The sequence below is a fragment of the Acinetobacter sp. TW_SC_4 genome (assembly GCF_054861205.1).
On record NZ_CM142174.1, the window covers coordinates 623,942 to 647,620 of the forward strand.

At 41.7% G+C, this 23,679-nt stretch carries 23 protein-coding genes and 1 pseudogene; 20 read left to right on the forward strand and 4 right to left on the reverse strand.

Annotation, left to right across the window (positions count from 1 at the left end):
* Nucleotides 1–6: 6 nt before the first annotated feature.
* Entirely contained in the window at nucleotides 7–1,098 is a 1,092-nt protein-coding gene (hisC, locus tag ACWM1W_RS02985) for a histidinol-phosphate transaminase (RefSeq protein WP_214001564.1), read from the forward strand.
* A 132-nt stretch (nucleotides 1,099–1,230) separates the two neighbouring features.
* On the opposite strand, the gene ACWM1W_RS02990 is transcribed toward hisC, so the two are convergent.
* Complete coding sequence (locus ACWM1W_RS02990) at nucleotides 1,231–2,562, reverse strand: anthranilate synthase component I family protein (protein WP_104426576.1); 1,332 nt, start codon at nucleotides 2,560–2,562, stop codon at nucleotides 1,231–1,233.
* Between the two features lie 260 nt (nucleotides 2,563–2,822).
* On the opposite strand from ACWM1W_RS02990, the gene filA reads away from it, so the two are divergent.
* From filA to filF, 6 genes are all read left to right on the forward strand, one after another.
* On the forward strand, nucleotides 2,823–3,890 hold the full coding sequence (gene filA, locus ACWM1W_RS02995) for a putative pilus system protein FilA (protein WP_214001562.1): 1,068 nt from the start codon (nucleotides 2,823–2,825) through the stop codon (nucleotides 3,888–3,890).
* A 189-nt stretch (nucleotides 3,891–4,079) separates the two neighbouring features.
* Nucleotides 4,080–4,913, forward strand: a complete 834-nt coding sequence (filB, locus tag ACWM1W_RS03000) for a putative pilus system C39 family peptidase FilB (RefSeq protein WP_005234137.1) — start codon at nucleotides 4,080–4,082, stop codon at nucleotides 4,911–4,913.
* A 38-nt stretch (nucleotides 4,914–4,951) separates the two neighbouring features.
* Nucleotides 4,952–6,157, forward strand: coding sequence for a putative pilus system protein FilC (gene filC / locus ACWM1W_RS03005; protein WP_214001560.1), 1,206 nt, complete (start codon nucleotides 4,952–4,954; stop codon nucleotides 6,155–6,157).
* A gap of 12 nt (nucleotides 6,158–6,169) precedes the next feature.
* Nucleotides 6,170–7,834, forward strand: a complete 1,665-nt coding sequence (gene filD / locus ACWM1W_RS03010) for a putative pilus system OmpP1/FadL family transporter FilD (protein ID WP_375725900.1) — start codon at nucleotides 6,170–6,172, stop codon at nucleotides 7,832–7,834.
* Nucleotides 7,835–7,841: 7 nt separating this feature from the next.
* Nucleotides 7,842–9,116 (forward strand): putative pilus assembly protein FilE, encoded by a 1,275-nt coding sequence (gene filE, locus ACWM1W_RS03015; RefSeq protein ID WP_461603300.1) that lies wholly within the window; start codon nucleotides 7,842–7,844, stop codon nucleotides 9,114–9,116.
* A 21-nt stretch (nucleotides 9,117–9,137) separates the two neighbouring features.
* Complete coding sequence (gene filF / locus ACWM1W_RS03020) at nucleotides 9,138–11,066, forward strand: putative pilus system protein FilF (protein WP_375725902.1); 1,929 nt, start codon at nucleotides 9,138–9,140, stop codon at nucleotides 11,064–11,066.
* A gap of 45 nt (nucleotides 11,067–11,111) precedes the next feature.
* On the opposite strand, the gene ACWM1W_RS03025 is transcribed toward filF, so the two are convergent.
* A complete protein-coding gene (locus tag ACWM1W_RS03025) occupies nucleotides 11,112–11,660 on the reverse strand; it encodes an NUDIX hydrolase (RefSeq protein ID WP_122959126.1) in 549 nt (182 codons plus the stop codon).
* 123 nt (nucleotides 11,661–11,783) lie between these two features.
* Here ACWM1W_RS03025 and ACWM1W_RS03030 point away from each other — a divergent pair, with 123 nt between their 5' ends.
* From ACWM1W_RS03030 to ACWM1W_RS03070, 9 genes and pseudogenes are all read left to right on the forward strand, one after another.
* Complete coding sequence (locus tag ACWM1W_RS03030; protein WP_004783401.1) at nucleotides 11,784–12,398, forward strand: CoA pyrophosphatase; 615 nt, start codon at nucleotides 11,784–11,786, stop codon at nucleotides 12,396–12,398.
* A gap of 14 nt (nucleotides 12,399–12,412) precedes the next feature.
* Complete coding sequence (locus tag ACWM1W_RS03035) at nucleotides 12,413–12,943, forward strand: gamma carbonic anhydrase family protein (protein ID WP_034170616.1); 531 nt, start codon at nucleotides 12,413–12,415, stop codon at nucleotides 12,941–12,943.
* Between the two features lie 140 nt (nucleotides 12,944–13,083).
* Nucleotides 13,084–13,749 carry a tRNA (adenosine(37)-N6)-threonylcarbamoyltransferase complex dimerization subunit type 1 TsaB gene (gene tsaB / locus ACWM1W_RS03040; protein WP_034170617.1) on the forward strand — a complete coding sequence of 222 codons (666 nt, stop codon included), beginning with the start codon at nucleotides 13,084–13,086 and terminating at the stop codon, nucleotides 13,747–13,749.
* Nucleotides 13,750–13,765: 16 nt separating this feature from the next.
* Nucleotides 13,766–14,590: an undecaprenyl-diphosphate phosphatase gene (locus tag ACWM1W_RS03045; protein WP_034170618.1), complete on the forward strand. Its 825-nt coding sequence runs from the start codon at nucleotides 13,766–13,768 to the stop codon at nucleotides 14,588–14,590.
* Entirely contained in the window at nucleotides 14,584–15,402 is an 819-nt protein-coding gene (locus ACWM1W_RS03050; RefSeq protein ID WP_034170619.1) for a class I SAM-dependent methyltransferase, read from the forward strand. Before ACWM1W_RS03045 ends, ACWM1W_RS03050 begins: the two co-directional genes overlap by 7 nt.
* Before the next feature lie 124 nt (nucleotides 15,403–15,526).
* Nucleotides 15,527–16,927, forward strand: coding sequence for a C13 family peptidase (locus tag ACWM1W_RS03055; RefSeq protein ID WP_034170620.1), 1,401 nt, complete (start codon nucleotides 15,527–15,529; stop codon nucleotides 16,925–16,927).
* A 39-nt stretch (nucleotides 16,928–16,966) separates the two neighbouring features.
* Nucleotides 16,967–17,803, forward strand: a complete 837-nt coding sequence (fghA, locus tag ACWM1W_RS03060) for an S-formylglutathione hydrolase (protein WP_375725903.1) — start codon at nucleotides 16,967–16,969, stop codon at nucleotides 17,801–17,803.
* Between the two features lie 160 nt (nucleotides 17,804–17,963).
* Nucleotides 17,964–18,216, forward strand: a pseudogene (locus ACWM1W_RS03065) (DUF898 family protein); the annotation flags it as partial.
* Nucleotides 18,176–19,174 carry a M48 family metallopeptidase gene (locus ACWM1W_RS03070; RefSeq protein ID WP_375725904.1) on the forward strand — a complete coding sequence of 333 codons (999 nt, stop codon included), beginning with the start codon at nucleotides 18,176–18,178 and terminating at the stop codon, nucleotides 19,172–19,174. The pseudogene ACWM1W_RS03065 and the gene ACWM1W_RS03070, both read left to right, overlap by 41 nt.
* A gap of 44 nt (nucleotides 19,175–19,218) precedes the next feature.
* On the opposite strand, the gene ACWM1W_RS03075 is transcribed toward ACWM1W_RS03070, so the two are convergent.
* Nucleotides 19,219–19,497: a DUF2218 domain-containing protein gene (locus ACWM1W_RS03075; protein WP_034170623.1), complete on the reverse strand. Its 279-nt coding sequence runs from the start codon at nucleotides 19,495–19,497 to the stop codon at nucleotides 19,219–19,221.
* A gap of 168 nt (nucleotides 19,498–19,665) precedes the next feature.
* Here ACWM1W_RS03075 and rpe point away from each other — a divergent pair, with 168 nt between their 5' ends.
* The 4 genes from rpe (at nucleotide 19,666) to ACWM1W_RS03095 (ending at nucleotide 22,556) form a co-directional block, all read left to right on the forward strand.
* A complete protein-coding gene (gene rpe, locus ACWM1W_RS03080) occupies nucleotides 19,666–20,352 on the forward strand; it encodes a ribulose-phosphate 3-epimerase (protein ID WP_034170624.1) in 687 nt (228 codons plus the stop codon).
* Between the two features lie 626 nt (nucleotides 20,353–20,978).
* On the forward strand, nucleotides 20,979–21,296 hold the full coding sequence (gene sugE, locus ACWM1W_RS03085) for a quaternary ammonium compound efflux SMR transporter SugE (RefSeq protein ID WP_034170625.1): 318 nt from the start codon (nucleotides 20,979–20,981) through the stop codon (nucleotides 21,294–21,296).
* Between the two features lie 69 nt (nucleotides 21,297–21,365).
* Entirely contained in the window at nucleotides 21,366–21,848 is a 483-nt protein-coding gene (locus ACWM1W_RS03090; RefSeq protein ID WP_034170626.1) for a methylated-DNA--[protein]-cysteine S-methyltransferase, read from the forward strand.
* 33 nt (nucleotides 21,849–21,881) lie between these two features.
* Nucleotides 21,882–22,556: a nuclease-related domain-containing protein gene (locus tag ACWM1W_RS03095; protein WP_034170627.1), complete on the forward strand. Its 675-nt coding sequence runs from the start codon at nucleotides 21,882–21,884 to the stop codon at nucleotides 22,554–22,556.
* Between the two features lie 20 nt (nucleotides 22,557–22,576).
* Here the strand turns inward: ACWM1W_RS03095 and ACWM1W_RS03100 are convergent, their stop codons facing one another.
* Entirely contained in the window at nucleotides 22,577–23,512 is a 936-nt protein-coding gene (locus ACWM1W_RS03100; RefSeq protein WP_286964111.1) for a tRNA dihydrouridine synthase, read from the reverse strand.
* Nucleotides 23,513–23,679: the final 167 nt, after the last annotated feature.

Sequence of the window (23,679 nt, forward strand, 5' to 3'; positions counted from 1 at the left end):
TAGACAATGTCGAATATCACCACAGATCAAATGCGTTTTTGGAGTCCTGAAGTCCGTGAGTTAGAGCCTTACGTTCCAGGCGAACAGCCCAAAATTCAAAACCTTTTAAAATTAAATACCAATGAAAATCCGTATCCACCATCACCGAAAGTCGTGGAAGCGGTGCAAAAAGTTTTAGCCAATGGCGCAGATGTTTTACGTCTTTATCCAGATCCAGATGCATCTGAATTGAAACATGCCATAGCTAAACAGCAAAATGTTACTGTTGAAAATATCTTTGTGGGTAATGGTTCTGATGAAGTCTTGGCACATATCTTTAAAGCCTTCTTTATTCAGGAACAGCCACTGCTTTATCCAGATATTACCTATAGCTTCTATCCGGTTTATAGTCAGTTCTTTGGTGTCAAAACCAAAATCTTGCCACTCAATGAAAATTTCGAAATTATTGTAGATGATTATAAACAGCCAAATGGCGGTATTATCATCACTAATCCGAATGCGCCAACCAGTATTGCGCTTGGTTTGTCTGCCATTGAAGAAATTCTGCAAGCGAATCCAGATTCAGTAGTCGTCATTGATGAAGCCTATGTAGATTTTGGTGCTGAATCTGCAGTGAGTTTGATTGAAAAATACGAGAATTTAGTAGTCTGCCAAACGACTTCAAAATCCCGCTCTTTAGCAGGCTTACGTGTCGGTTTTGCGATTGCCCAGCCCCATCTGATCGCAGCGCTTGAAGCGGTAAAAAACAGCTTTAACTCTTATCCAATGGATCGTTTTGCGATTGCGGCTGCAGTCGCTTCATTCGAAGATCAGAAATACTTTGAAGCACAAAATGCTAAAGTCATTGCCAGTCGTGAAAAACTGGTTAATCAGTTGAATGAGCTTGGTTTCAAAGTCTTGCCATCAAGTGCGAACTTTATTTTTGCTTCACTACCATCAAAAGATGCAGGTGAGTTAGCGGCTGAATTACGGGAATGCGGCATTATCGTACGTTATTTTAATAAACCTCGTATCAATCAATTTTTACGTATTACCATTGGTACAGATGAGCAGAATCAACGTTTAGTAGATACATTGAAGAATGATATTTTAACTTAATTAAATCCACCCTAACCCTCCTTTGATAAAGGAGGGAACCTTTTTCTTTTTAAAGAGAGAGAATCCCCTCTTTTACAAAGAGGGGTTAGGGGAGATTTATAGAAAAGCGGCTCAACCGAGTCGCTTTTTTATTTATTTAGGTTTATACCAGGTATTGAGTAAATCCAGCATGGCATCAACCTTATCAAAACATTCCTGATATTCCGCATCACAGTCAGAAGAAATCGTAATTCCGCCACCAGCCCAAAGTGAAACCTCATCCTGATATTTCTGAATTGAGCGAATCAGAATATTCCAGCTTCCTGTTCCATCAAAATTAAAATAACCTAATGAACCACAATACGCTCCACGTGGAGCACCTTCTAACTCTTCAATAATTTGCATGGCGCGAATCTTTGGTGCACCGGTAATTGATCCACCTGGAAGTGCAGACAGCAATACATTAAAAGGATGCACACCTTCTTTTAAGGTCGCTTCGACTTCGCTGACCATATGATGTACCTGATTAAATGACTCAATATTGAATAGTTTAGGTGTCTTGACTGAACCTGTTTCTGCATAAACACTGAGGTCATTGCGTAGTAAATCTACAATCATGACATTTTCAGCCTGATCCTTCTTTGAGTCTTTTAATCGTTGTTTGGATTGCTCATCAAGCACCGGATCAGCAAAACGTGGCATGGTACCTTTAATCGGTTTGGTGACAATTTTTCGATGTGCTTCAAAGTCAATAAACAGTTCAGGTGAACAGCTCAATAATTCAAAATTACCAATACGAAGATAGCCCGCATATGGCGCATTGGTTAATGTCCAGAAAGCATGTGCAGTTCCTAATAATGAACCTTCAGCAAGTGCTGTAAATTCTTGGGTTAAGTTAATCTGGTAACAATCACCGGCTAGAATATAATCCTGAATATCCTGAAATGCCTGTGCATAGCGAGATTTATCCCAACGTGGGCTGCAAAGAGTTTTTAATTGAAACCTCGGTTGTATAGGTGATTGATTTAATAGATTTTGAAGATGATTGAAAATATCTGCTGCTTGCGGATCATGGCTATAGAATACCCATTGATCAGCTTCAAACTTAATATAAGAATCAAACTGACCGATAAATAGGCCAGGTTGAGGCCGCTGCGGGTATTGGGTATGCTGTTGAGCAGCGTAATCATAGCCAATAAACCCAACATAACCCCCAGAAAATTCATTCGCTTTAATATCTGGAGTTTGCTCAAGCTCTAAGATGAGTTTAGCTATATCAGCCTGATATTGCTCGATATCCACTCTCTTAAATGCCTGAATTTGTCCATCCTGCACCATAAAATATTTCTGTGCACAGCAGGCAATAAAAGGCTGTCCATTATTATTTAAATATATCAGGTGATCTAAGGGACTTAATGCATGCAATAGATCTTTAAGCTGAAGAGATGCAAAACTTAAAGGACAATGGTAAGGAGCTTCGTTCATTCAGTAGCGCATATTCCGATATGACCCGGTATTTTATATCAAGAATAGGAAAAAATATTTCTAAATCATCAAATACCGTTTGTCGGTAAGCTCAATATTGCGACCAACGACAGTTGATCAAAATATGACTCGACGTTAAGTTAAGTGGGCGAGCAAAATTACTCAAGGAAAGATGCTTTGCGTTGTCAGAAAATAAAAAACACAACGTCAGCACTGAGTGATTCACAACCAAAAAAATAGTACTCTTGGGAGAGTAAACAATGAAAAAATTCACAAAATTGGCTTTAGCTGCTTCAGTTGCTTTTAGTGCAAACGCAATGGCGATGCAATCACTGGACGATGCATCTCTAAGCGCGACTACAGGTCAGGACGGTTTGAAAATCGGTATCGGTATTTCAAAAATTGAAATTGAAAAACTATTTATCCATGATAATGATGGTTTAGCTGAAGATTCTACTGCAAAAGCGGGTGTTATTGAAATTTATAATAATGATGGAGCTGTTCTTCGCCCTGGAGAGGCTGCTAATGGTATTGTGGGGGGTACTGGTGAAGCAGGTGCGATCTATATCAAAGCGAATGGTAAGGGTAGAACAGCAACTAATGGTATCGTAATTGGTGCAAACTACGATGACAATGGTGCGTATTTACTAGCTTCACGTAACCTTGCAGATTTAACCATTGACTCAGATGCTGGTGCTGGTAACCCGTTTATCAACATTGCCGCTGAAGTATCTGGTTTAGATATTAACATCGGTGAAATTGGGGTTGTGGGATCAGCTTCATCTCTTACAGATTATGAAAGTGGTTTAGCTTCAGCTACTAGTATTCGCCGTGGTGGTGCTGGTAAGGAAAATGCGATTTTATCTGGCCTATCATTTAAAACAGGTCCAATGTCTGCCAATATTCAATTAGGTGCTGCTCCACAGGGTGCAATGATTAAGTTGAATGCAACAATGACTGGCGGCTTAACAATTACAGATTTGGGTATTTTCGATAATTCAACGACTGGTGGACAAGTTGCTGCAGGTGTAAACACCTCAGGCCCAGGTGAAATCTTCATTGAAAGCATCAAGTTAACCGATGCTGGTACTAAAGATTTGACATTGAACCAAAGCATCAGTGTATTTGGCGAATCAACTGCAAACGATGGTTTCATTCGTATTGTGAGTACAAGTGGTGCACATGATAACTATGTGAAAGGTATTCACCTAGGTAGCCAAAATGCAGCATCAATTGGTGATATGGAAATCCAAGGTCTGCAAACTTACTTTAGCCCGGGACCTAACCAATATGCAAAAGGTGCAATTATTACCATTTCTGGTCACTAATTCTTACCTTAAAAAAGCGCGTGTTTACACGCGCTTTTTTTATGACTACAACATCTATCTAAAAAAATAAAAAAAGACTGTATTTTTTTGAAAAAGAAGGTATCTTTCTAGTTACAGGGAAGTAGAGTGAAGACTCTATAAAAAGAAAAATTAGGCACATCATGCCAATGATAAGAAAAGTAAAAAAATATGTTAGAGATTGCATTGGGCTCGGCATTGATGTATTACGCTGCCAAAGAAGCTCTGGATATTAAAAAACAGCCACCAGGCGCTGTTCACTATACTGAAGTTCTTGATTCAAGAAATGATTCTTTCGTACGTATGCACCGCGAACATGTGGAAGTCAAACCTGCACTGTTAGACCAGTTTCAGGGAATTGTGCGTCAGGCTTATGATTATAGTTGTGGTTCAGCAGCACTTACGACTTTATTAAATGGCTATGTAGGTACTCGGCTGGATGAGCAGCAAGTCATGAATGGCCTAATGAAATTTGGTGAAACGGATAAAATCATCGAACGTCGTAGCTTTTCCCTTCTTGATATGAAGCGTTTTGTTGCTGCCTTAGGCCTGGAAAGTGGTGGCTATCGCGGAGAATTTGAAGATCTGGTTAAACAGGGACAACCCGCCATTGTTCCTATTTCCTATGCAGGATTTAAACATTTTGTCGTGTACAAAGCTTATAAAAATGGACGGGTGTATGTTGCCGATCCAGCACTGGGTAATATCAGTTTTGATGAACAGCGATTTAAGGAAGTTTGGGAAAACAATACTTTATATTTAATTAATGTCCCTGAACAATATCGAAAAAACTTTTTGGCATTAAAAGATTCGGATATGCGTCATGTCGAAGATGCAACCATTAACCGCTATGCTTTAGTTGATATGCAGTATCCACAGTTCTATATGGATAAAATTGCCGATAAAGCATCGACTATCCGTATGGATCGTAACCGTAATGTAGATTCAGAAAAATTTGGGGAATATCAATATAATTTTCTCAGACTTTATTACAAGAATAAATAAAACGAAAAGATGGCTATAGAAAAATTAAAAATGGTGAAATGGATATGAACAGTAAATGGATGAACAAGACATTCTTGGCGCTCAGCATTCAGATGGTTATGGGAGTGGCATGGGCTGCGGATGAGCCTGAACTGGGTGAGTATGAAACGGTTGAGGAAGAAGTAGTCGAGACTGCTGCATCCATTGATATTCAGCCTGAACCAGCAGCAATTCAAGCTGTAGCAGAGCCTGAACTGGGAGAATATGAAACCGTTCAGGAAGAAGCTGTTGTTGAAACAGCTGCACCTGTTGAAGCTCCAGCCACTCAAGCAGTAGATGCATCTCAAGCCTTACAGAAAAAAGAAGGAGATGCTACTCAGGAAGCAAGTCTAGAAGAAGTATTTACTTCAAATGAGCGTCAATACTCACTTATTAAACAAGGCGAAATTTCATCCTATTACGATATTGATTATACCTATTATCGAGATACACAACTCGATATGGAAATGGCACAGGGCCAGCTGTATCAGCTCCGTGTTCAGGAAAATGCAACACATAGCCTGACCAATACTTTCACTTTTCAGTACGGGGTGAAAGATAATCTGACCTTAACAGCTTCCTTACCTTTGGTGGCTAAAACAGATTTATTAAAAGATACCTCTACAGCAGGATTAGGGGATATTAGTCTAGGTGCACGTTGGGAGCCATTCCCTTTAAAAGCAGGTCGTTTACCACTTATTTTATTTGCCAATTTGTCGACTAAAACAGGTGATAGCCCATATGAAATTAATGCAGCAAAAGATCTGGCTGCAGGTAAAGGATATTACTCAGCCGGTGTGGGGGCGAGTACACGTAAATATATTGACCCGGTGGTGCTGTTTGCCTCAGTTTCTGCAAATTATGGGTTTAAGGAATCTGGCTTAGATCAGCGTCGCGGTACACGAATTATTGAAGAGTTTGAACCAGGTATTAGTGGTGGTTTTGCTTTCGGTTTCGCTTATTCATTTAACTATGATGTTTCCATGACTATGTCATATCAGCAAAGCTTTAATACTGGTGCCGAATTTAAGTATCACACGGGTGAAAGCTATTCAGCCGCTGATCAGACTAGCTCGACTTTTGCGATTTCTTTAGGGGTGCGTGTATCCCCAGAAACCATTGTAAATGGTACGGTCGGATTGGGGCTGACCGAAGATGCACCAGATGTTTCACTGGGACTTTCATTCCCACTTGATATTTTAGGTTTCGGTAAGAAATTCAGTTAATAGGGGTGTCGTATGAAAAACATTCGACTTAGCCCGTTATTAACAGGAATTATTCTTGCGGGCTGTTCAAGTTATACCTTTGCACAATTAGGGACCAACCTTTCTGTTGACCTGCGTGCATTGTCTATGGGGAACGCGGTTACTGCAGATCCGCCAGGAGTGAATGCAATTCACTTTAACCCGGCTGCATTGGCTAAGATTGAGGGCTTACAGACCGAACAGCAAATTATTGTTGCGAACTTTGATATTCAGCGTGAATTTACTGTTCCTGCTGGATATAACGTTTTTGGTTATTCAGATGATCCAATGGTCTGTAATGATGGGCCTGAAGTATCTTCTGATTTATGTACAGATTTTAAAGGTCTGGTTAAGGGTGATGTAGAGTATGTCAGCCTCTACGTACCTATTCTGAAAAAAATGGTGGATTTGGGGGAAGGCCTCCCAATGGCAGCACCTACCATGGGGGTCTCTTATAAACCACCAGGTTCTAAAGCAACTTATGCAACTGCAGTCTATGCACCACTAGTTGCAGGTTTTGGCCATGAAGATGGTAATCCGGCCAATTTTATGGGACAACAGGTTGCTTTAGAGCGGATTACATATTTATCTCCATCCATTGGTTATGAAGTCAATGACCAGCTTTCGATTGGTGCTTCAATCGGGATGTCTTATCAAGCCATTGCCATGAAAACAGATTTACGTTTTCCCAATGAGTTGATTGGCATGTTACGTATGATTGATGAAGTCGTATGTACACCATTTAAAGAAAATTCTGACATTATTACTGACATATTGTTGCTTGGGATCTGTAATGCTGATGAAGGAATGAACCCATTTGGTAAATTTGGCCAAATGCAACTTTCATTAGAACAAAATTTAAGTCCAAGCTATAACCTAGGTGTTCTATGGGAACCAACTGAAGATTTCAGTTTTGGTATGGTTTACCAGAGTGCTGCCAAAATGCGCTTAAAAGGTAAATATCATATCGATAATGCCAAAGCACCACAGGAAATGATTAAAGGTCTGATGACCTCCCCAACTGGCCAGATTTTAGCTGCAATTCTTGGTTTTCCAAATTATATCCCTTCAAGTGAATCGGGTCTGGTTTCCATGGATTTCGAATACCCAGCTCACTTTCAGGCGGGGATTAAATATAAGGTAATGCCAGATCTACAAGTCAATTTTGATATTGGCTGGACAGATTATGCTGCTTGGGACCAATTCAAGTTTGAGTTCGACCGTACCCTGTCTGCCTTGAAGATTGCCAAACTGTTATCTGCCAATGTAACGGAATCTTCACTTGCATTACCGCTTAGGTTTGAGTCGCCATGGAACTTCGGGATTGGAGTAGAGTATTCAGCAACTGACCGACTAAAACTTCGTGCTGGTTATGAACCACGTACCAGTGCCATTCCAAAAGATAAACGCAATACCATGGTACCGATTAATGGTGCACAGCTATTTGGTTTAGGAGTGGGCTACCGTTTTGACGCAGATACGGATCTGGATCTATCTATTGGTTTCTTACGCAGTAAAGATAATATTCCAGCAAATACCAGTAGCCTAGCGAACCAGACCGGGGTAAATAACCTGTTACTGAATCCATATGCAGGCTTGAATGTCAAAACAGATACCAAGATCACAATTTTAGGTTTGAACTATCGCACCCATTGGTAAGGAAGAAATGATCAGAACAGGGAACTTAGGGATAAAAATGGTACTGGCATTAAGTCTGGTACCATGGTCTTTTTATACAAATGCCAGAGAGTTTATTACGATCATTGGGCCCGATGGGCGACCATTAGTTGTGCCACGTCAAAATAATGAGCAGAAAGAAACAACAAAAAACCAAGCGGCCACTACTCCGAAAAAATTAGTTACACCCGTTACATCTACTGCACAGGATCTGAAAAAATCCGAGCCAAAGATAGTCGAAAAAAGTGTGGCAACAGTTCAGCAAAAAAATAATATGGTTGTACAACCAGTACAACCAGTACAACCAGTACAACCAGTACAACCAGTACAACCAGTACAACCAGTACAACCAGTACAACCAGTACAACCAGTACAACCAGTACAACCAGTACAACCAGTACAACCAGTACAACCAGTACAACCAGTACAACCAGTACAACCAGTACAACCAGTACAACCAACTAAACACGTTGAGTCTAAATTACCGCAATACTTACCACCAGTGACACAGCCTCAAACCTCTGAACCTGTCATTCAGGCAGTACCTGATCCTGTTCAAAAACAGGGTTTCAGTCAGATTGAAGGGGTGGAATATGTGGATAGTGAATATCTGGAAAATAAAGAATTTAATCTGGAAGGTAAAAAACGTTTCTACAGTATGCCTGAAGGGATAGTTGATAAAAATATTGGGTCAACACGTGTACAGACGATTGAGCGTGAAAAAGGAGTGGGACAGTCGATTATAAAATCCTTGTTTCAACAACCTGCTGTAGATTCTGGTCCAGTCGTACTGGCCCAAACCTACTACCGTATTTCTCAGCCTGAATCTGTAGAAAGCTTAGGTAAGCAGTGTTTTAAAGATAAAAAAGTTAAGAATGCGAAAGAGATTAGTGCAGGTAAATCCATTAATCTGTGGCCACGGGCACCACTGAAATCAGATGAGTTTGATTATGAAATTGTGAAGCTAAAATCTGATATTAAAAATATTCAGATTCAGTCTTATGCTTCCCGTCAGAACAATCCTGCCTATTACTGGCCATTTGTTGTATTTCTGGATGAACGAGGCTGTGTTTTAGAAGGGGCGGGCGGTTTCAAAAATCAGGAAGCACAAGCCAATATTATTCAACATGAGAAGATACAGGGAATTATTCAGATTCCTGCGCAAAGCCAATATATATTAATGACCCCACTCGCTTCAGCCATAGATGTTGAAGACAAGATGCTGACAAATTATGGACAACTAAAACTAGTCGCCATTCGATAAGGACGATTCGAGTAGAATAAGATGAAAAATAAAATATTATATCCATTTGCTTTCACTGCTTTATTTGCCGCCCTCAGCGGATGCGGAGGTGAAAGTGCGAATGTTATACCAGAACAAAATGATGAAGCCACCACGAATGGTTCCTGCTCTGCTACTGCAACGAATTGTCTGGAATGGGGGCTTGAATATCCAATTGATGGTCTTAACTTTAATTGTAGTGGTGATAAAGAAAATACCTTCATTACTTTATTTGACCAAAATGATGGGGTGGCGTCAGGCACTTGTCAAAAAGCAGATAGTATCGAATTTTATCTAAAAAGTTTTAGTGATACCAAAATCAAATTGGGTACTGTCAAGCTCTCTGAATATATGAACCTCAGTACATCGAGCCAATTACCCCGACTAAGTGTACTTGATATTGCCAAGGGAATTACCGGTCGTAACATTGCCAGAATCGAACAGACAGATCCAACCGTACAGGTGGCGATGAAACTGGTGAAAATCTGGCAGACCTTGGCACTGGAAAAAGGCCGTATCTATAATCCGACGGATGTACAGCCCTTGTATATCACAGAGGATATGCGAAAGAATCTGGGCAAAATTAATAATAAAGATATCAGCCTGACAGATGCAAATTTGGCAGAAACCCTTAAACCTTTTATTGATATTAGCCAGATTAGTGATGATCAGGCCTTTGAAGTCGTAAAAAAACTGGCCAATATTGCCAGTGCAGCAGTATATCAACCGGAATTTTCTCTGTTCTCAACTTCAGGCATTATTAGTAGTAACTTGACTGGTTCTGATGGTCTGGCGGGTTGTAATAAATCTGTATGTGACATTAAAGATAAAACGACTAAATATTTATTTGGACATTTTATCCTGATTACAGACCGCCAGGGTTATACCTTCGGCAGTGGACTACAGTGGCGTGACACTCAGCTAAAACTGGGCTCCAATAATCTGGGATCTTTGGGTGGCATTAATGCGGAATTGATCCGTAAAATCAAACCACAGCAAATTACTGCAGTACCGCAAACCAGCTGGATTAGCCCTGCCACGAGAATGCTTTCATCAAATGCACCATATAAAATGAATGTGGCCAACAACAGCAATCCATTAGAAATTTACCAAGGTCGTTTGCTGAGCGATTATGTGATTGCCGGTAAAGAAGCATTTTATAAGATGGCTACAGGTAAAACTGAACTCAGCGATGCTGATCGTGCCAGTCTTGGCTTATGGCGTTTTAATGCCGATGATGACAACTATAGTGGCTCAATTGATCTTTATAAAATTTTCCCGATCAGCTATCTGGATCGTCAAGTTTTTAGAACAGCTGAAAATGTAGAGCCAGGTGAAGAATATATTTTCCCAATGTATGGCAACATGGAGTTTAAATTTAGCGAAAACTCAATTAGTCCTGTTACAGTGGGTGTTGTGATTGATAGTAATGGTGATGTGCGTACCAATATGCAGTCCGCAAGCAATCTTGCAACTGATAGCATTAATGGTTGCCAGGGAGATATTTTGCCGGCTGGACTTAAAGACAATAACGGCGTTCAACAATATCGTCTCGGTACCTTAGGCCGTGCATTTATAGATGAAAAAACAGTATCTATGCGACTGGTCTTCGCTGATCCTGTATTTGGTTCATTAAATGGTGCCCTAGTAGGTATGAACTCCACTATTCAGGCTTCAACCAATACAGATGATAAGATTGTGATTGGTGGGGCATTACTCAATTTATCTAATGTACTGAATGGAACCAGTCGTGTGGGCTTTACCAACTCAGCTGGAGAAAGCGTAGGTTGGGCGAATACTTATGCCAGCTTCCAGAAAGTTTATAATAACAATAATACTGATGAAACGACGCAGGAGACCAATCTGGCCAAGCTAAGTGGTGGAAGTATTTCATTTAAATTAGCGGATTGTTATAGCATCAAAACAAAATAATGAAAAAAGCCCATCATTTGATGGGCTTTTTTATAAAAAGACATTTTAACCTGTGTGATCCAAACGAGTACCCAAGGTCTCTAGGTGCATCGGGAAATTATTGGTTTTACGGTCTTCAAAATAATGACGAAGCGTATGCTCTACACTCGGGAAAGCCAGTTCACTCCAGGGAATTTCATCTTCGTTAAATAAACGTGCTTCAATGGTTTCTTCACCTGCACCAAATTTTCCATCAATCAGTTGAGATTTGAACAGGACATAAATCTGGCCAATCCGCGGAATATTGTACATGCAGTACAGCTGTTCAATATCCACTTCAGCTTCGGCTTCTTCACGGGTTTCACGAGCTGCGCCCTGTTCCATGGTTTCAAACAGTTCCATATAGCCGGCAGGTAGGGTCCACAGTCCATAACGTGGTTCAATTGCACGGCGGCAGAGCAGGACTTTATCTTCCCAGAGCACCAATGCACCGCAAATCACTTTTGGATTAATGTAATGAATATATCCGCATGTAGTACAAACCTTGCGAACCTTCTGATCGCCTAAAGGAATTTTCTCTGTTGTTTTATGTCCACAGTTCACACAGAAGTTCATATTCATCATCAATGATAACAGTAAGGTCAGGATAACTGAAAAATCAAAATTTGGCATCATTTCTATCCCGCCAAATCAAAAATCAGCTATGATGAAATTATAGTCGCATAGGGAGCTGAATGAATGGATGAGCTGGGATTAATACAACGCTTGCAGAAACATTTACGATTTTCCAAACGGATTCAAACTGCACAGGCTGCTGTATTAATTGCGATCACAGATGAAGCTGATCCCAAAGTTTTGCTGACACGCCGTTCAGCTTATATGAATAATCATGCAGGGGAAGTCTCTTTTCCAGGTGGTAAACGCGACCCTCAAGATACCAGTAATATTGTAGTGGCTTTGAGAGAGGCGTATGAGGAAACGGCGCTTAATCCATTTGATGTGCATCTGATCGGGGATCTCCCGATGCAAAAGGCACGTAACGGGATGCTGGTTAAGCCTGTGGTCGGTTTAATTCCGCCTACCATTCAACTCATTCCTCAGCCGACAGAAATTGACCGGATTTTCTTTGCTTCCTTACAGCATTTGCTGGAAGCTCAGCCCATGCCTTATGAAGTACGGTTTGCCCAGCAGTCCCTATATTTCCCAAGTATGCGGGTGGAAAATGAGATTGTCTGGGGACTGACCGCACGTATGCTGATTTCACTATTTCAGTACGGGCTGGACTATAAAAAAGATTGGCCATTTTTACTTAATTCACCTGCGTTTAAACGCTCAAAATTTTTTAACCGTTGAACAGGATTTCAGCCATGTTATATCAATTTCAGGGACATTCACCAAAAGTAACGCATCAGCCATGGGATGGTTGGGTGGCACCTACAGCGACAGTCATTGGACAGGTCGAATTGGGCAAGCAGGTGAGTGTCTGGTTTGGTGCCGTCGTTCGCGCCGATAACAGCAAAATCCGTTTAGGTGACTTCACCAATGTTCAGGAAAATGCAGTGCTACATACCGATGCTGGCATTGAAATGAACATCGGGAATTATGTGACCATTGGTCATCAGGCCATGCTGCATGGTTGCACCATTGGCGATAATAGCCTGATTGGAATTCAAGCAGTGATCTTAAATCATGCCGTGATTGGCAAGAATTGTATTATTGGTGCCAATGCCCTGATTCCAGAAGGGAAAGTAATTCCTGATAATTCGGTGGTGATGGGCTCACCAGGCAAAGTCGTGAAAACTTTAGATGATGCCAGTATTCAAAAACTGAAAATGAGTGCCATGCACTATGCTGAGCATTTCCAGAAATTTCAGGATATGGAAGAAGTACAGCTTTAGGCTGTTATCTGAATAATGTCCTCAGTTAAGCCTAGAATTTTCTAGGCATTTTTGTATCTGGCTTGGGAAAATCTCGCCTAGAAGATATGAGTGGAGTATTATATTCGACGTTTTTTATATTCTCTGAATTAAGGTTGTGCATGAAAGTGCTGGCATTGGAAACTGCCAATGAGCAGTGTTCCGTCTCTGTGATCGATGATACTCAAGAACTATTTTTTCAGCTTGATGCGCGCGCCAAGGCACAAACGCAAACCATTCTTCCAATGATTGAACAAGGTCTCAATGATTTAGGCTGGGCTGTGTTTGATTTGACAGCGATTGCCTTTAGTCGTGGCCCGGGATCGTTTAGTGGTGTTCGTATCAATGCGGCTGTAACTCAAGCTTTGGCTTGGTCAAATGATCTGCCTGTAATTCCGGTATCCACTTTACAGGCTTTGGCGCAAGCGGCATATCGTTTGCATGGTTTAACTGCAGTAACTGCAGTACTGGATGCACGGATGAATGAAGTCTATGTCGCCAGTTATCAGTTAGATGCTCAAGGGATTATGCAGGCTGTTGATGAAGAACAGCTTTTGAGTTATGAACAAGGTGCTGAAGCAGTTAAATTTACTGTGGTGGGTTCAGGTGCCAATCTAGTTCAAGAAACAGCATCCGAATATAAAAATGTCAGTGCAACAGCACAGGATATTGCCATGATTGCGCGTGCAGCAGCAAAAACAGAAAATTGGGTCAGTGCAGAATTGGCACTTCCGGTATATTTACGTGATAACGCATGGAAAAAAATTCCAGAACAAGGCAAAGCATAATTAATCAGGATTAAGCATGGATCTTTTACTGCTGCTGAAAGCAGCAATTATGGGTATTATTGAAGGTATTACCGAGTTTTTGCCTATTTCCAGTACTGGGCATCTGATTTTGGCTTCAGAATTAATGAATTTCTGGACCAAAGAAAAAAGCGATGTTTTTGTCGTCGCAATTCAGATGGGGGCAATTGCCGCGGTTATTTATGAATATTGGGCACGGCTTTGGGGTGCAGCAACTGGGATCGTAAGTGGTGAACCGCAAGGACGCCGTTTAGGGATTGGCCTGATTCTGGCCTCTATTCCCATTGTGCTGATTGGCCTGACCCTAGGGCAAACCGTAAAAGAGCTGCTATTCAATAATATTGCGATTGCCATTGGCTTGATCGTTGGTGGTCTGATCATTATCTGGATTGAAAAGAATCCACCTAAGGTGCGTGCCCAGGAAGTTGAAGATCTGACCGTAAAAGATGCGATCTGGATTGGTCTGATTCAGGTCTTATCCCTAATACCCGGAACTTCACGTTCAGGTGCGACCATTATTGGGGCGATGTTCCTTGGCGTATCACGTAAGGCTGCAACTGAATTTTCATTCTTCTTGGGGATTCCGGTCATTATCGGTGCAGGCCTGCTCGATCTTTATCAAAGCTATGATGTTTACAGTACCACAGAAGACTGGACAGTTCTGGCAGTCGGTATCATCGTATCGTTCATCTCGGCACTTTTATTAATCCGTGCCTTGGTAGCCTATGTGGCAAAACGTGATTTCATGGTTTTTGCCTGGTATCGCATTGCCTCAGGTTTACTGATTTTATTATTTGCCTTTACAGGTTGGAGATTATGGTAAGCACGATTCGCTTATATACCGAATCTGAGTATCAAGAGAAAGCACAGCACTTCGAGGCTGTGCTTTCTTCTCGTGATGTAGAGGTTAGCATTGAGGTTATTGAAAAGCTGAATGCACGTTTCTTGCGTTTACATCCCGAACTGGCGCTGTGTGTTGATGCTGACGGCCTATGGCTCTGTGCCAATGGCATGAAAATGCAACCAGATTGGCAAGCAGAAGTAGGGCGCTTAAAACGTGCCTCTTTAAAATCGGAAATGATTGCTCGTGCTTGTAATTTGGGAGAAAAGCCGACTCTTGTCGATGCGACAGCTGGTCTAGGTCATGACAGTCTGTTGATGGCACATTTGGGTGCTCAGGTCACCTTGGTCGAACGACATCCTATTTTATTTACCCTGCTTGAAGACAGTCATCACCGAGCGAAAAAGGATACTTTTCTAAGTTCGGTGGTTAAGCGGATTCATCTGGTTTTTTCAGATTCTGCAGACTATCTGAAATCACAGGCTGAGCAGAATGCGGTCGTCGATGTGGTTTATCTGGACCCGATGTTTCCACAACGTGACCAGAACCAGCAGGCACCGAAAAAGCAGGCACAGGTGAAAAAACAAATGCAGTTATTACATCTGCTTTTACCTGAAGATGGTGAAATGGATCTGGGAGATAATCTCTTAGAATTGGCACAAAAAATTGGCAAGCGGGTGGTGGTGAAACGTCCTCGTTTGGCCGTATTTTTAGCTGGAAAAGAGCCAAATCATCAATGGTCTGGTGATGCTTGCCGTTTTGATGCCTATTTTCAGCATGAACTGGTTACTTAATATGAGAATTGCTTCAAAATAGATCAAGGATTTGTTATATATTTAAAAATTGGCATTGATAAAACTTATATCAAGCATAAACTTATTAGGCACATTAGCGAGCCACTCATCTCCCTGAAATCATATGATCGACTTTAAACCCTCCATCAATTTTTGGCACGATTTTAAAAGCAACCAAATTGCCGGGATGTGGTTATTTCTGGGATCTCGGCGTTCGCTGCAACTGGTGCGTCCCTCTATTCTACAACTGGTGTTCTGGGGCATTTTGGGCGGCTGTGCTAATAGCCTGTTTAGCTGGCTCAGTTCCGGCCGCATGGGAGATTTTAACTCTCAAGGTCTGATCAGTTATGCACTTTGGCCCTTTATTGCCTTGATTGTCGGGATTTTCTTGTCCCAACGGGTGAATAATCCTCGTCTGATGCTGGTACCTGCATTACTCTGGCTAGTGCTGGATACACATATCATGCTGTTCCAGAGCCTGATCCAGTATCTGGGGGATCTGGATTATCTACCCTATATTTTCTACGCCTATATTCCGACCCTATTTGTCATGCTGTTTGTCTGGCAAAGTCTGGCTGTGGTCTGGGTAATTTCACGTGAATTAAAATGGCCGTGGTGGGAACGGGCACTGATTATGCTGGCCACCCTGTTTACTTTGGTGGTGTGGCAGATTTCGGTGAAAGATCAGCCCATCTGGAAAGTTGAAGAAATTCCACCAAGTTTTGCTGAAGATGCTTTCTATACTCAGCCGATCTTGCTGAACAAGGCACTAGATGCAATTGAATATGGCGAATTTGCACAATCGCACTGGTACTTCATGGGCGTCGCTGGCGCCAGTTATCAGGATGTGTTCTATTCAGAAATAGAGCGGATTAAAAAGCAGTTTGATACCCGATTTGGGACTTTCGGCCGTTCGATTATGCTGGTAAATCATCCAGCAACACGGACTGAAATTCCGCTTGCTTCTAAAACCAGCATGGAACTGGCCTTGCGTCGTATTGGTCAGCAGATGAACCGGGAAAGTGATGTGCTGTTTCTGTATATGACCTCACATGGCTTGCCAAATGAATTTGAAATGGAAAATGCACCGCTAGACCTGGCATCAGTTGATCCAAAATGGTTGCGTGATACTTTGGATGCCTCAGGTGTGCGCTGGCGAGTGATTGTTATTTCTGCCTGTTTCTCAGGTAGTTTCGCTTCGGCTTTGCAGAATGATAATACCTTGATCATTACTGCTTCTGCTGCTGACCGTCAGTCATTCGGTTGTTCGAACGAAGCTGACTATACTTATTTCGGTCGTGCTTTCTTTGATGAGGCCATGCGTGAAAATAACAGTCTGAAAGCCTCTTTTGAGCAGGCCAAGACTACAGTGGCTAAATGGGAAGCAGCTCAGGGATTTGAACCGTCAGAACCACAATGGGTGATTGGCAAAAACATGGAATTGATGTTGCCACAACTAGAACAGCGTCTTTTCCCTCCAGCGACGACCACTTCAGCATCTCCGTCTGTCGCTTTGGCTCCATAAACCAATCTACAACTTTAGAAAATAGAAAAAGGAATGATGATGGAACTGGTACAGAATAATCGAAGCTTTGAGGGTGAACAGCGGATTTATAGCTTTGAGTCTAAAATATTAAAAAAACCAACCAGATTTGGCATCTTCCTGCCGCCACAAGCTCTGGAAGGCCAAAATTGCCCGGCTTTATTCTATTTAGCTGGCCTGACCTGTACTGAAGAGACTTTTGCAATCAAGGCACATGCCCAGCGTCTGGCTGTCCAGCTTGGCCTGATTCTGATTACACCAGACACTTCACCACGTGGAGATGATGTTGCCAAAGGGGATCACTGGGATATCGGGCAGGGCGCTGGCTTTTATATCAATGCCACTCAAGCACCGTGGGCTGAACATTATCAGATGGAAAGCTTTATCGTCGATGAGTTGTATGAACTGGTGTGTGAAGAGTTTGTAGTGCAGGCAGATAAGATCGGGATTTTCGGTCATTCCATGGGTGGACATGGTGCTTTAACTTTGGCTTTTAAATACCCGGAAAAATTCTGTTCAGTTTCAGCATTCGCACCGATTTGTGCACCAAGCCAATGTCCATGGGGTGAAAAAGCATTCTCAAATTATCTGGGCGAAAACCGTGAAGAATGGTTGAAGCATGATGCAACTGCGCTGGTTCAGGAAAAAGGTGCACTATTTAGCGATATCCTGATTGATCAGGGTTTTTCTGATCAGTTCTATAGCCAGCTGAATCCGGCGTTATTTCAGCAAGCTTGTGATGCCGTGAACCAGAAATTAACCTTACGTGAACATCAGGGTTATGATCATGGTTACTATTTTATTCAAAGCTTTGTAGATGACCACCTACAATTCCATGCCGTGCAATTAAATCCATAAGCCAAGCAGCAAAAGCGAAGCAAATTTAAAAGTACAATGAAACTCCAAGAATAGGTCATATTTTTGGAGTTTTTTATATGAATATCAAATAAATATAATAAAAATGACATATAAGTTGCTATTCAAAAATCAGGTAGAACCAGTTGCAGTTAAGAACACGATGCACAATAAGCCTGAACCAGAGATTGGACAGCCATCACCTTCACTAGAAAAACACAGCTTCAAATTTCATGGTAGTGCCACTGAATATTTTGGAATCTGGATGGTGAATCTGATGTTAACCATCATTACGCTTACTTTGTATAGCCCTTGGGCAAAGGCACGCCGTATCCGCTATTTCTACGGTAATACCCAATTGTTAAAAACATCGCTTTGACTTCATTGCCATGCCAAGCCGATATTGGCGGGGTCGGGGGGCGTAAACCGATTATCGAACTGCCTGAAGATCGCCGGATTGAATTTTTGACCAAAGCACCGCATTGGCTGAAGATTAAATCCAAAGAAATCTATCATGCCATATGGAAATTTGAACGTTCTCCACTCCTGATTTTCTTCTCGATGATTATCGTGATATGTGCGGTAATTTTTATTCTTAAATTGGGGATTCCTCATACCGCCCAGCAGCTCGCTCAATTACTTCCCGAACAGACCTTGATCGAGGTAGGAAATCAAACTGAGCAGAAATTAATTGAGCAAACTGAGTCATCCAAGCTCTCCGCAGAGCATCAAGCACGTCTAAAAAAATTGTACGAACAAAAAATTGCGGTAGGGCAACCTGCAAAGATTATTTTCCGTCAAGGTGGAGAAACTATGGGGCTTAATGCAGCAGCGATTCCAAACAATACTATTATTGTTACCGATGAACTGGTCAAGCTCAGCGGTGCAGATGAAGAAGTCCTTGCAGTACTGGCACATGAACAAGGTCATCTGGTGCAAAAACATAGTATGCAAAAAGTGATTTCCAACTTGAGTGCAGCAGGATTATTTGCCTTGGTAACGGGAGATTTAAGTGATGTGGTGGCGGCATCTATAGCGGTACTCGCCGATGCGGGATATTCACAGGCGCTTGAACTTGCTGCGGATGATTATGCCATGCAACATTTGCATCAACAGCAGATCTCCAGTATTCATTTGTCGAACTTTTTGCAGCGGGTGAAAAATGCCAGAATACTGGCAGAGGAATCACAAACCTTAAAAATGAAAAATTTCACTCTCAATATCGATGGAAAAGACCGGCACCTGACAGAAACTGAACTGAAATGGATTCGCCTGATCGGGAAGTTTAAAAAATATCTGGAATCACATCCCGAACTGGATAAAAGAATTAAACGGATTCATGCTTTTAATGAACAGGCGAATCATCATTTTTAGCTTCTGATCATTATTATGCTTTGATTATCAAGGATTTTTAGTGCTTATCTTTGCCAGTCGACAGTCAGATTTTCCTGTCCCATACGGATCAGATGATCCAGCACTACATTTTCAAGTTTATTCAGGTCAGTGGAATCAGCATTGCTCTGAATCATTACGGTAAGATGATCTGCCTCGGGTGTCAGACTCACTTCTGCACTTGGAAAATGAATCAGGAAATTTTGTTCGGTTTCATCAATATTAAATTTATGTTTCCAGTGATTGGCCAGGCGTTTGGCAATTCGTGAAGCTTGTTGCATCTGGATATGGGCAATACTTTTCATCAGTTTTCTACACTATTCATCATTATCCTGTACTTTAAACCAAGCGGTGATGCTGGCATAAGCCTCAAAGCGTTACACAGCGTTTTAATCTTGCAACATCGAATCACAGTAGCCGGAGCGGATTTGATATAATGGGAAAAATCCAATTTCACTTAGCCAGGTCCTTTCATGTCCAAGCCTTATTTAATTGCACCTTCTATTTTGTCTGCCGACTTTGCCCGTTTAGGTGAAGAAGTTGAAAATGTACTTCAGGCCGGTGCAGACGTTGTGCATTTCGATGTTATGGATAATCACTATGTACCCAATTTAACCTTTGGCGCAGGTGTATGTAAGGCACTGAAAAAATATGGTATTCAGGCACCTATTGATGTGCATCTCATGGTGAAACCTGTAGATCGCATGATTGGTGACTTTCTGGAAGCAGGCGCAGATATTATTACGTTTCATCCGGAAGCATCTGATCATATTGACCGTTCTTTACAGTTGATCAAATCGGGTGGTGCTAAAGCCGGTCTGGTATTTAATCCAGCGACACCATTGCATTATCTGGATTATGTACTGGATAAGGTTGATCAGGTATTGCTAATGAGTGTGAACCCTGGCTTTGGTGGACAGAAATTCATTCCAATGACTTTGGATAAATTACGTCAGGCGCGCAAGATCATTGATGCTTCAGGTCGTGATATCCGCTTAGAAGTAGATGGCGGTGTGGGACCAGCAAATATTCGTGAAATTGCAGAAGCTGGTGCAGATATGTTTGTGGCCGGTTCAGCGATTTTTGGCAAGCCGGATTATAAAGCTGTGATTGATGAAATGCGTAGTGAGCTGGCTAAAGTCGGTCAAATCCAGCTTTAATCTCTAAAATGTTTAAGGTGCATAAATCTGTGGATAACTTTATGGATAAGTGTGTAGATATCTATGTTGATAACCATATGGATATGTTGCATATTTTGTAATCGTTTGTACCTTGATTGATTGTATCTTAGACAAAATTTGTATAAAAAGAACTCAATTGGAGTTCTTTTTACATATGTCAGCCCTTGATTTTAGTGGTCGTTTATTCATCAAAGGTTAATAATCAAGCCAAACAAAAAGTGATCAATAGGTCTTAGGTTTGTGTTTCATTGTGTAAGATCTCCACGCTATTTTTAAATTTAATTCATGTGCATAACTTAACAATATGGATTTATCCCTTGTTTGTTTTTCTTACTCAAGTTTCTGTAATGCCATAACACGATGTCCCATGTTGGCGTTCCTTAAGATAGGCTGAAATCTTCAGGTTGTCCTGAGCATTTGAGTAAGACATGGTTAATTTAATTCTCTTTCAGTCAAATTTTGTAAATGGCAGGTTGGTTTAACCGTTTGCTTTATAAAATGTCTATTTTTTAGGGGGAACGACCTCCCTTGTTGATTAAGTTTATAAAATTCAACAAGAAAAATCGTCAGGACGGCCTGACCCTGTTAATTAGGAGGAAGGCGATATGGCCTGGATTATACTTGTATTCGCTGGGCTATTTGAGATTGTCTGGGCCTATTCTATGAAGCTCTCAGAGGGTTTTACCAAACTCACGCCGAGTATTTTTACGATTGTTTTTATGGTGCTCAGTTTTGTATTGTTGGCCTATGCCATGCGTACTTTGCCTTTAGGGACTGCCTATACCATCTGGACGGGCATTGGCGCAGTTGGCTCATTTCTGGTCGGTGTTATAGTTTTAGGTGAACCTGCTTCTGCTATGCGTATGCTGGCTGCGGTGCTGATTATTTCCGGACTTGTTTTGATGAAATTATCCTCCTCCTAAGAGCTGTTGAGCAGTTCTGATTTCGAGTAAAATAAAAACTGGCAAGCTTGATTCTGTAGGAGTAGGGCCATGCAACTCAGTTATATTTATATGGACTCGCCTGTAGGGCAGTTGCAGCTGGTCGCCAATGAAACGGCGCTGGTAGCTGTACTCTGGGATTGTGAAAAACCGAATCGGGTCAGGTTGGCAACTCTGGTTGAAGATCCACAGCATCCCGTATTGATAGAAGCTCGGCGTCAGCTTCAGGAATATTTTGCCGGTCAGCGCAATGTTTTTGAGTTGCCTTTGGACTTTGCTGGTACAGATTTCCAGAAAAAAGTCTGGCAGGCTTTGCTGAATATTCCTTATGGACAGACCCGAAGTTACCGGGAAATCGCTGAACAGGTCGGTAATGTTAAAGCAGTACGCGCCGTGGGTGCTGCCAATGGTAAAAACCCGATCTCGATTATTGCACCTTGTCATCGGGTGATTGGCAGTAGCGGTAAGTTGGTAGGCTTTGCAGGCGGTCTGGATAAAAAAGAAATTCTGTTAAATATTGAGAGAACCCATTAAGATCAAAATCATAAAATTAATGAAAATTAAAATATGGACCTGTTCGCAACACAAATCTTAGGCCAACTCTGGTCCAGTTTATGGTGGGTTCTTCTACTTTTTATTGGTTTAATCGTATTTAAGTTATTTAAACCATTTTTAAAAGGGAAGCTGGGAGAATTCGCTGTTGCCACGCATGTCAAACTTTATCTGAAAGGCCCTGAGTATCAATTATTAAATGATTTGACTCTTCCGGATGGAGACTGGGGTACAACCCAAATTGATCACCTTTTATTAAGTCCTTATGGCCTGTTTGTGATTGAAACCAAAAACTATAAAGGCTGGATCTTTGGTGGCGAGCGACAAAAGACTTGGACGCAAAAACTTTATAAAAATAGCTATAAATTTCAAAATCCGATTCATCAGAATTATAAGCACATCAAAGTTCTGGAGCAGTTGCTGGCTGATATTATCGAGCCAGACCAGCTGCATTCTGTGATTGTATTTATGCCAGATGCGGTATTCAAAACCCCAATGCCAAATTATGTATTTCGAGGCGCAGGTTGGACAGATTATGTAAAAAGCTTTAATCAGCGAGTTATTTCTGATACCAAGATTAAACGTATCCAGATTCGTTTGGAGAAGGAAGTACTAGAAAAATCCTGGAAAACCAACCGTGAACATGTCGCAAATTTAAACAGGCGGCAATCCGAACAGAAAAGCCTTTGAATCATTCAAAGGCTTTTTTCTTAATTTTTCGAGGTTTTTAACTTTTCAGTAATTTCAACCAGCTGTTTAATCCGTTTGACCTCATCCCAGAGTGCTTTGGCTTCAGGATAATGCTTGGACATCATCCCCAGCCATTGTTTGTAACGGCCGACCATATTCATTTCCTTTTTATAGGAACCATTCAGGAAACGGATTTGCAGTTCAAGCAGCTCATTCCAGGTGATGAGCGGCTCATCAGAATTCTGGCGAATACATTGGGTCAGATCAGGTGTAGTGACTGCACCACGGCCAATCATCAGGTCTTCACAGCCTGATTCTAGCTGACATTGCTTTGCATCGGCATTGGTCCAGATTTCACCATTGGCAATGACATTAATTTTTAAGGCTTCACGGATCGGTTGCAGTTGGTCCCAAAAGGCTGGCGGAGTATAGCCATCGGCCTTGGTCCGCGCATGAACAGTGACCCAGGCCGCTCCAGCATCTTCAATGGCATGCGCATTTTCCATCATGAAGTTGCGATCCATATAACCCAGACGCATTTTCGCCGAAACCGGGATATGTGCGGGCACTGCATCACGAACAGCTTTGACCAATTCATAAACGACTTCAGGTTCATCTAGTAGTACTGAACCACCACGGTGACGGTTTACGGTTTTGGCTGGACAGCCGAAATTCATGTCAATTGCAGGCGCGCCCATAGCAGCGACTTTCACTGCATTGGCTGCCAGCATTTCCGGGTTATTTCCCAGAAATTGTACATGCACTGGCGTACCGGTAGCAGTTTTGCCCTCATTTAACAGTTCAGGGCAGTAGGTGTGATAGATATGATCTGGCAGCACCGAATCCGTGACACGAATAAACTCGGTTACACACCAGTCGAAGCTCCCGACGGATGTCAGTACATCACGCATAATCGGGTCAGTTAAGCCTTCCATGGGTGCAAGAACAAGTTTCAACGGTCAACACCTGTTAATTCGAAAAACGGTGTTATACGGCTTTTTGGTGGGAAAGTCCAGGCAGTTTAATTTTCATATGAATTGCAGAAAAAGATTAATCCTGAATGAGTACTTATTGAACTTTTGCTATCTAAATAAAAAAACCTTAAATCGGCTGATTTAAGGTC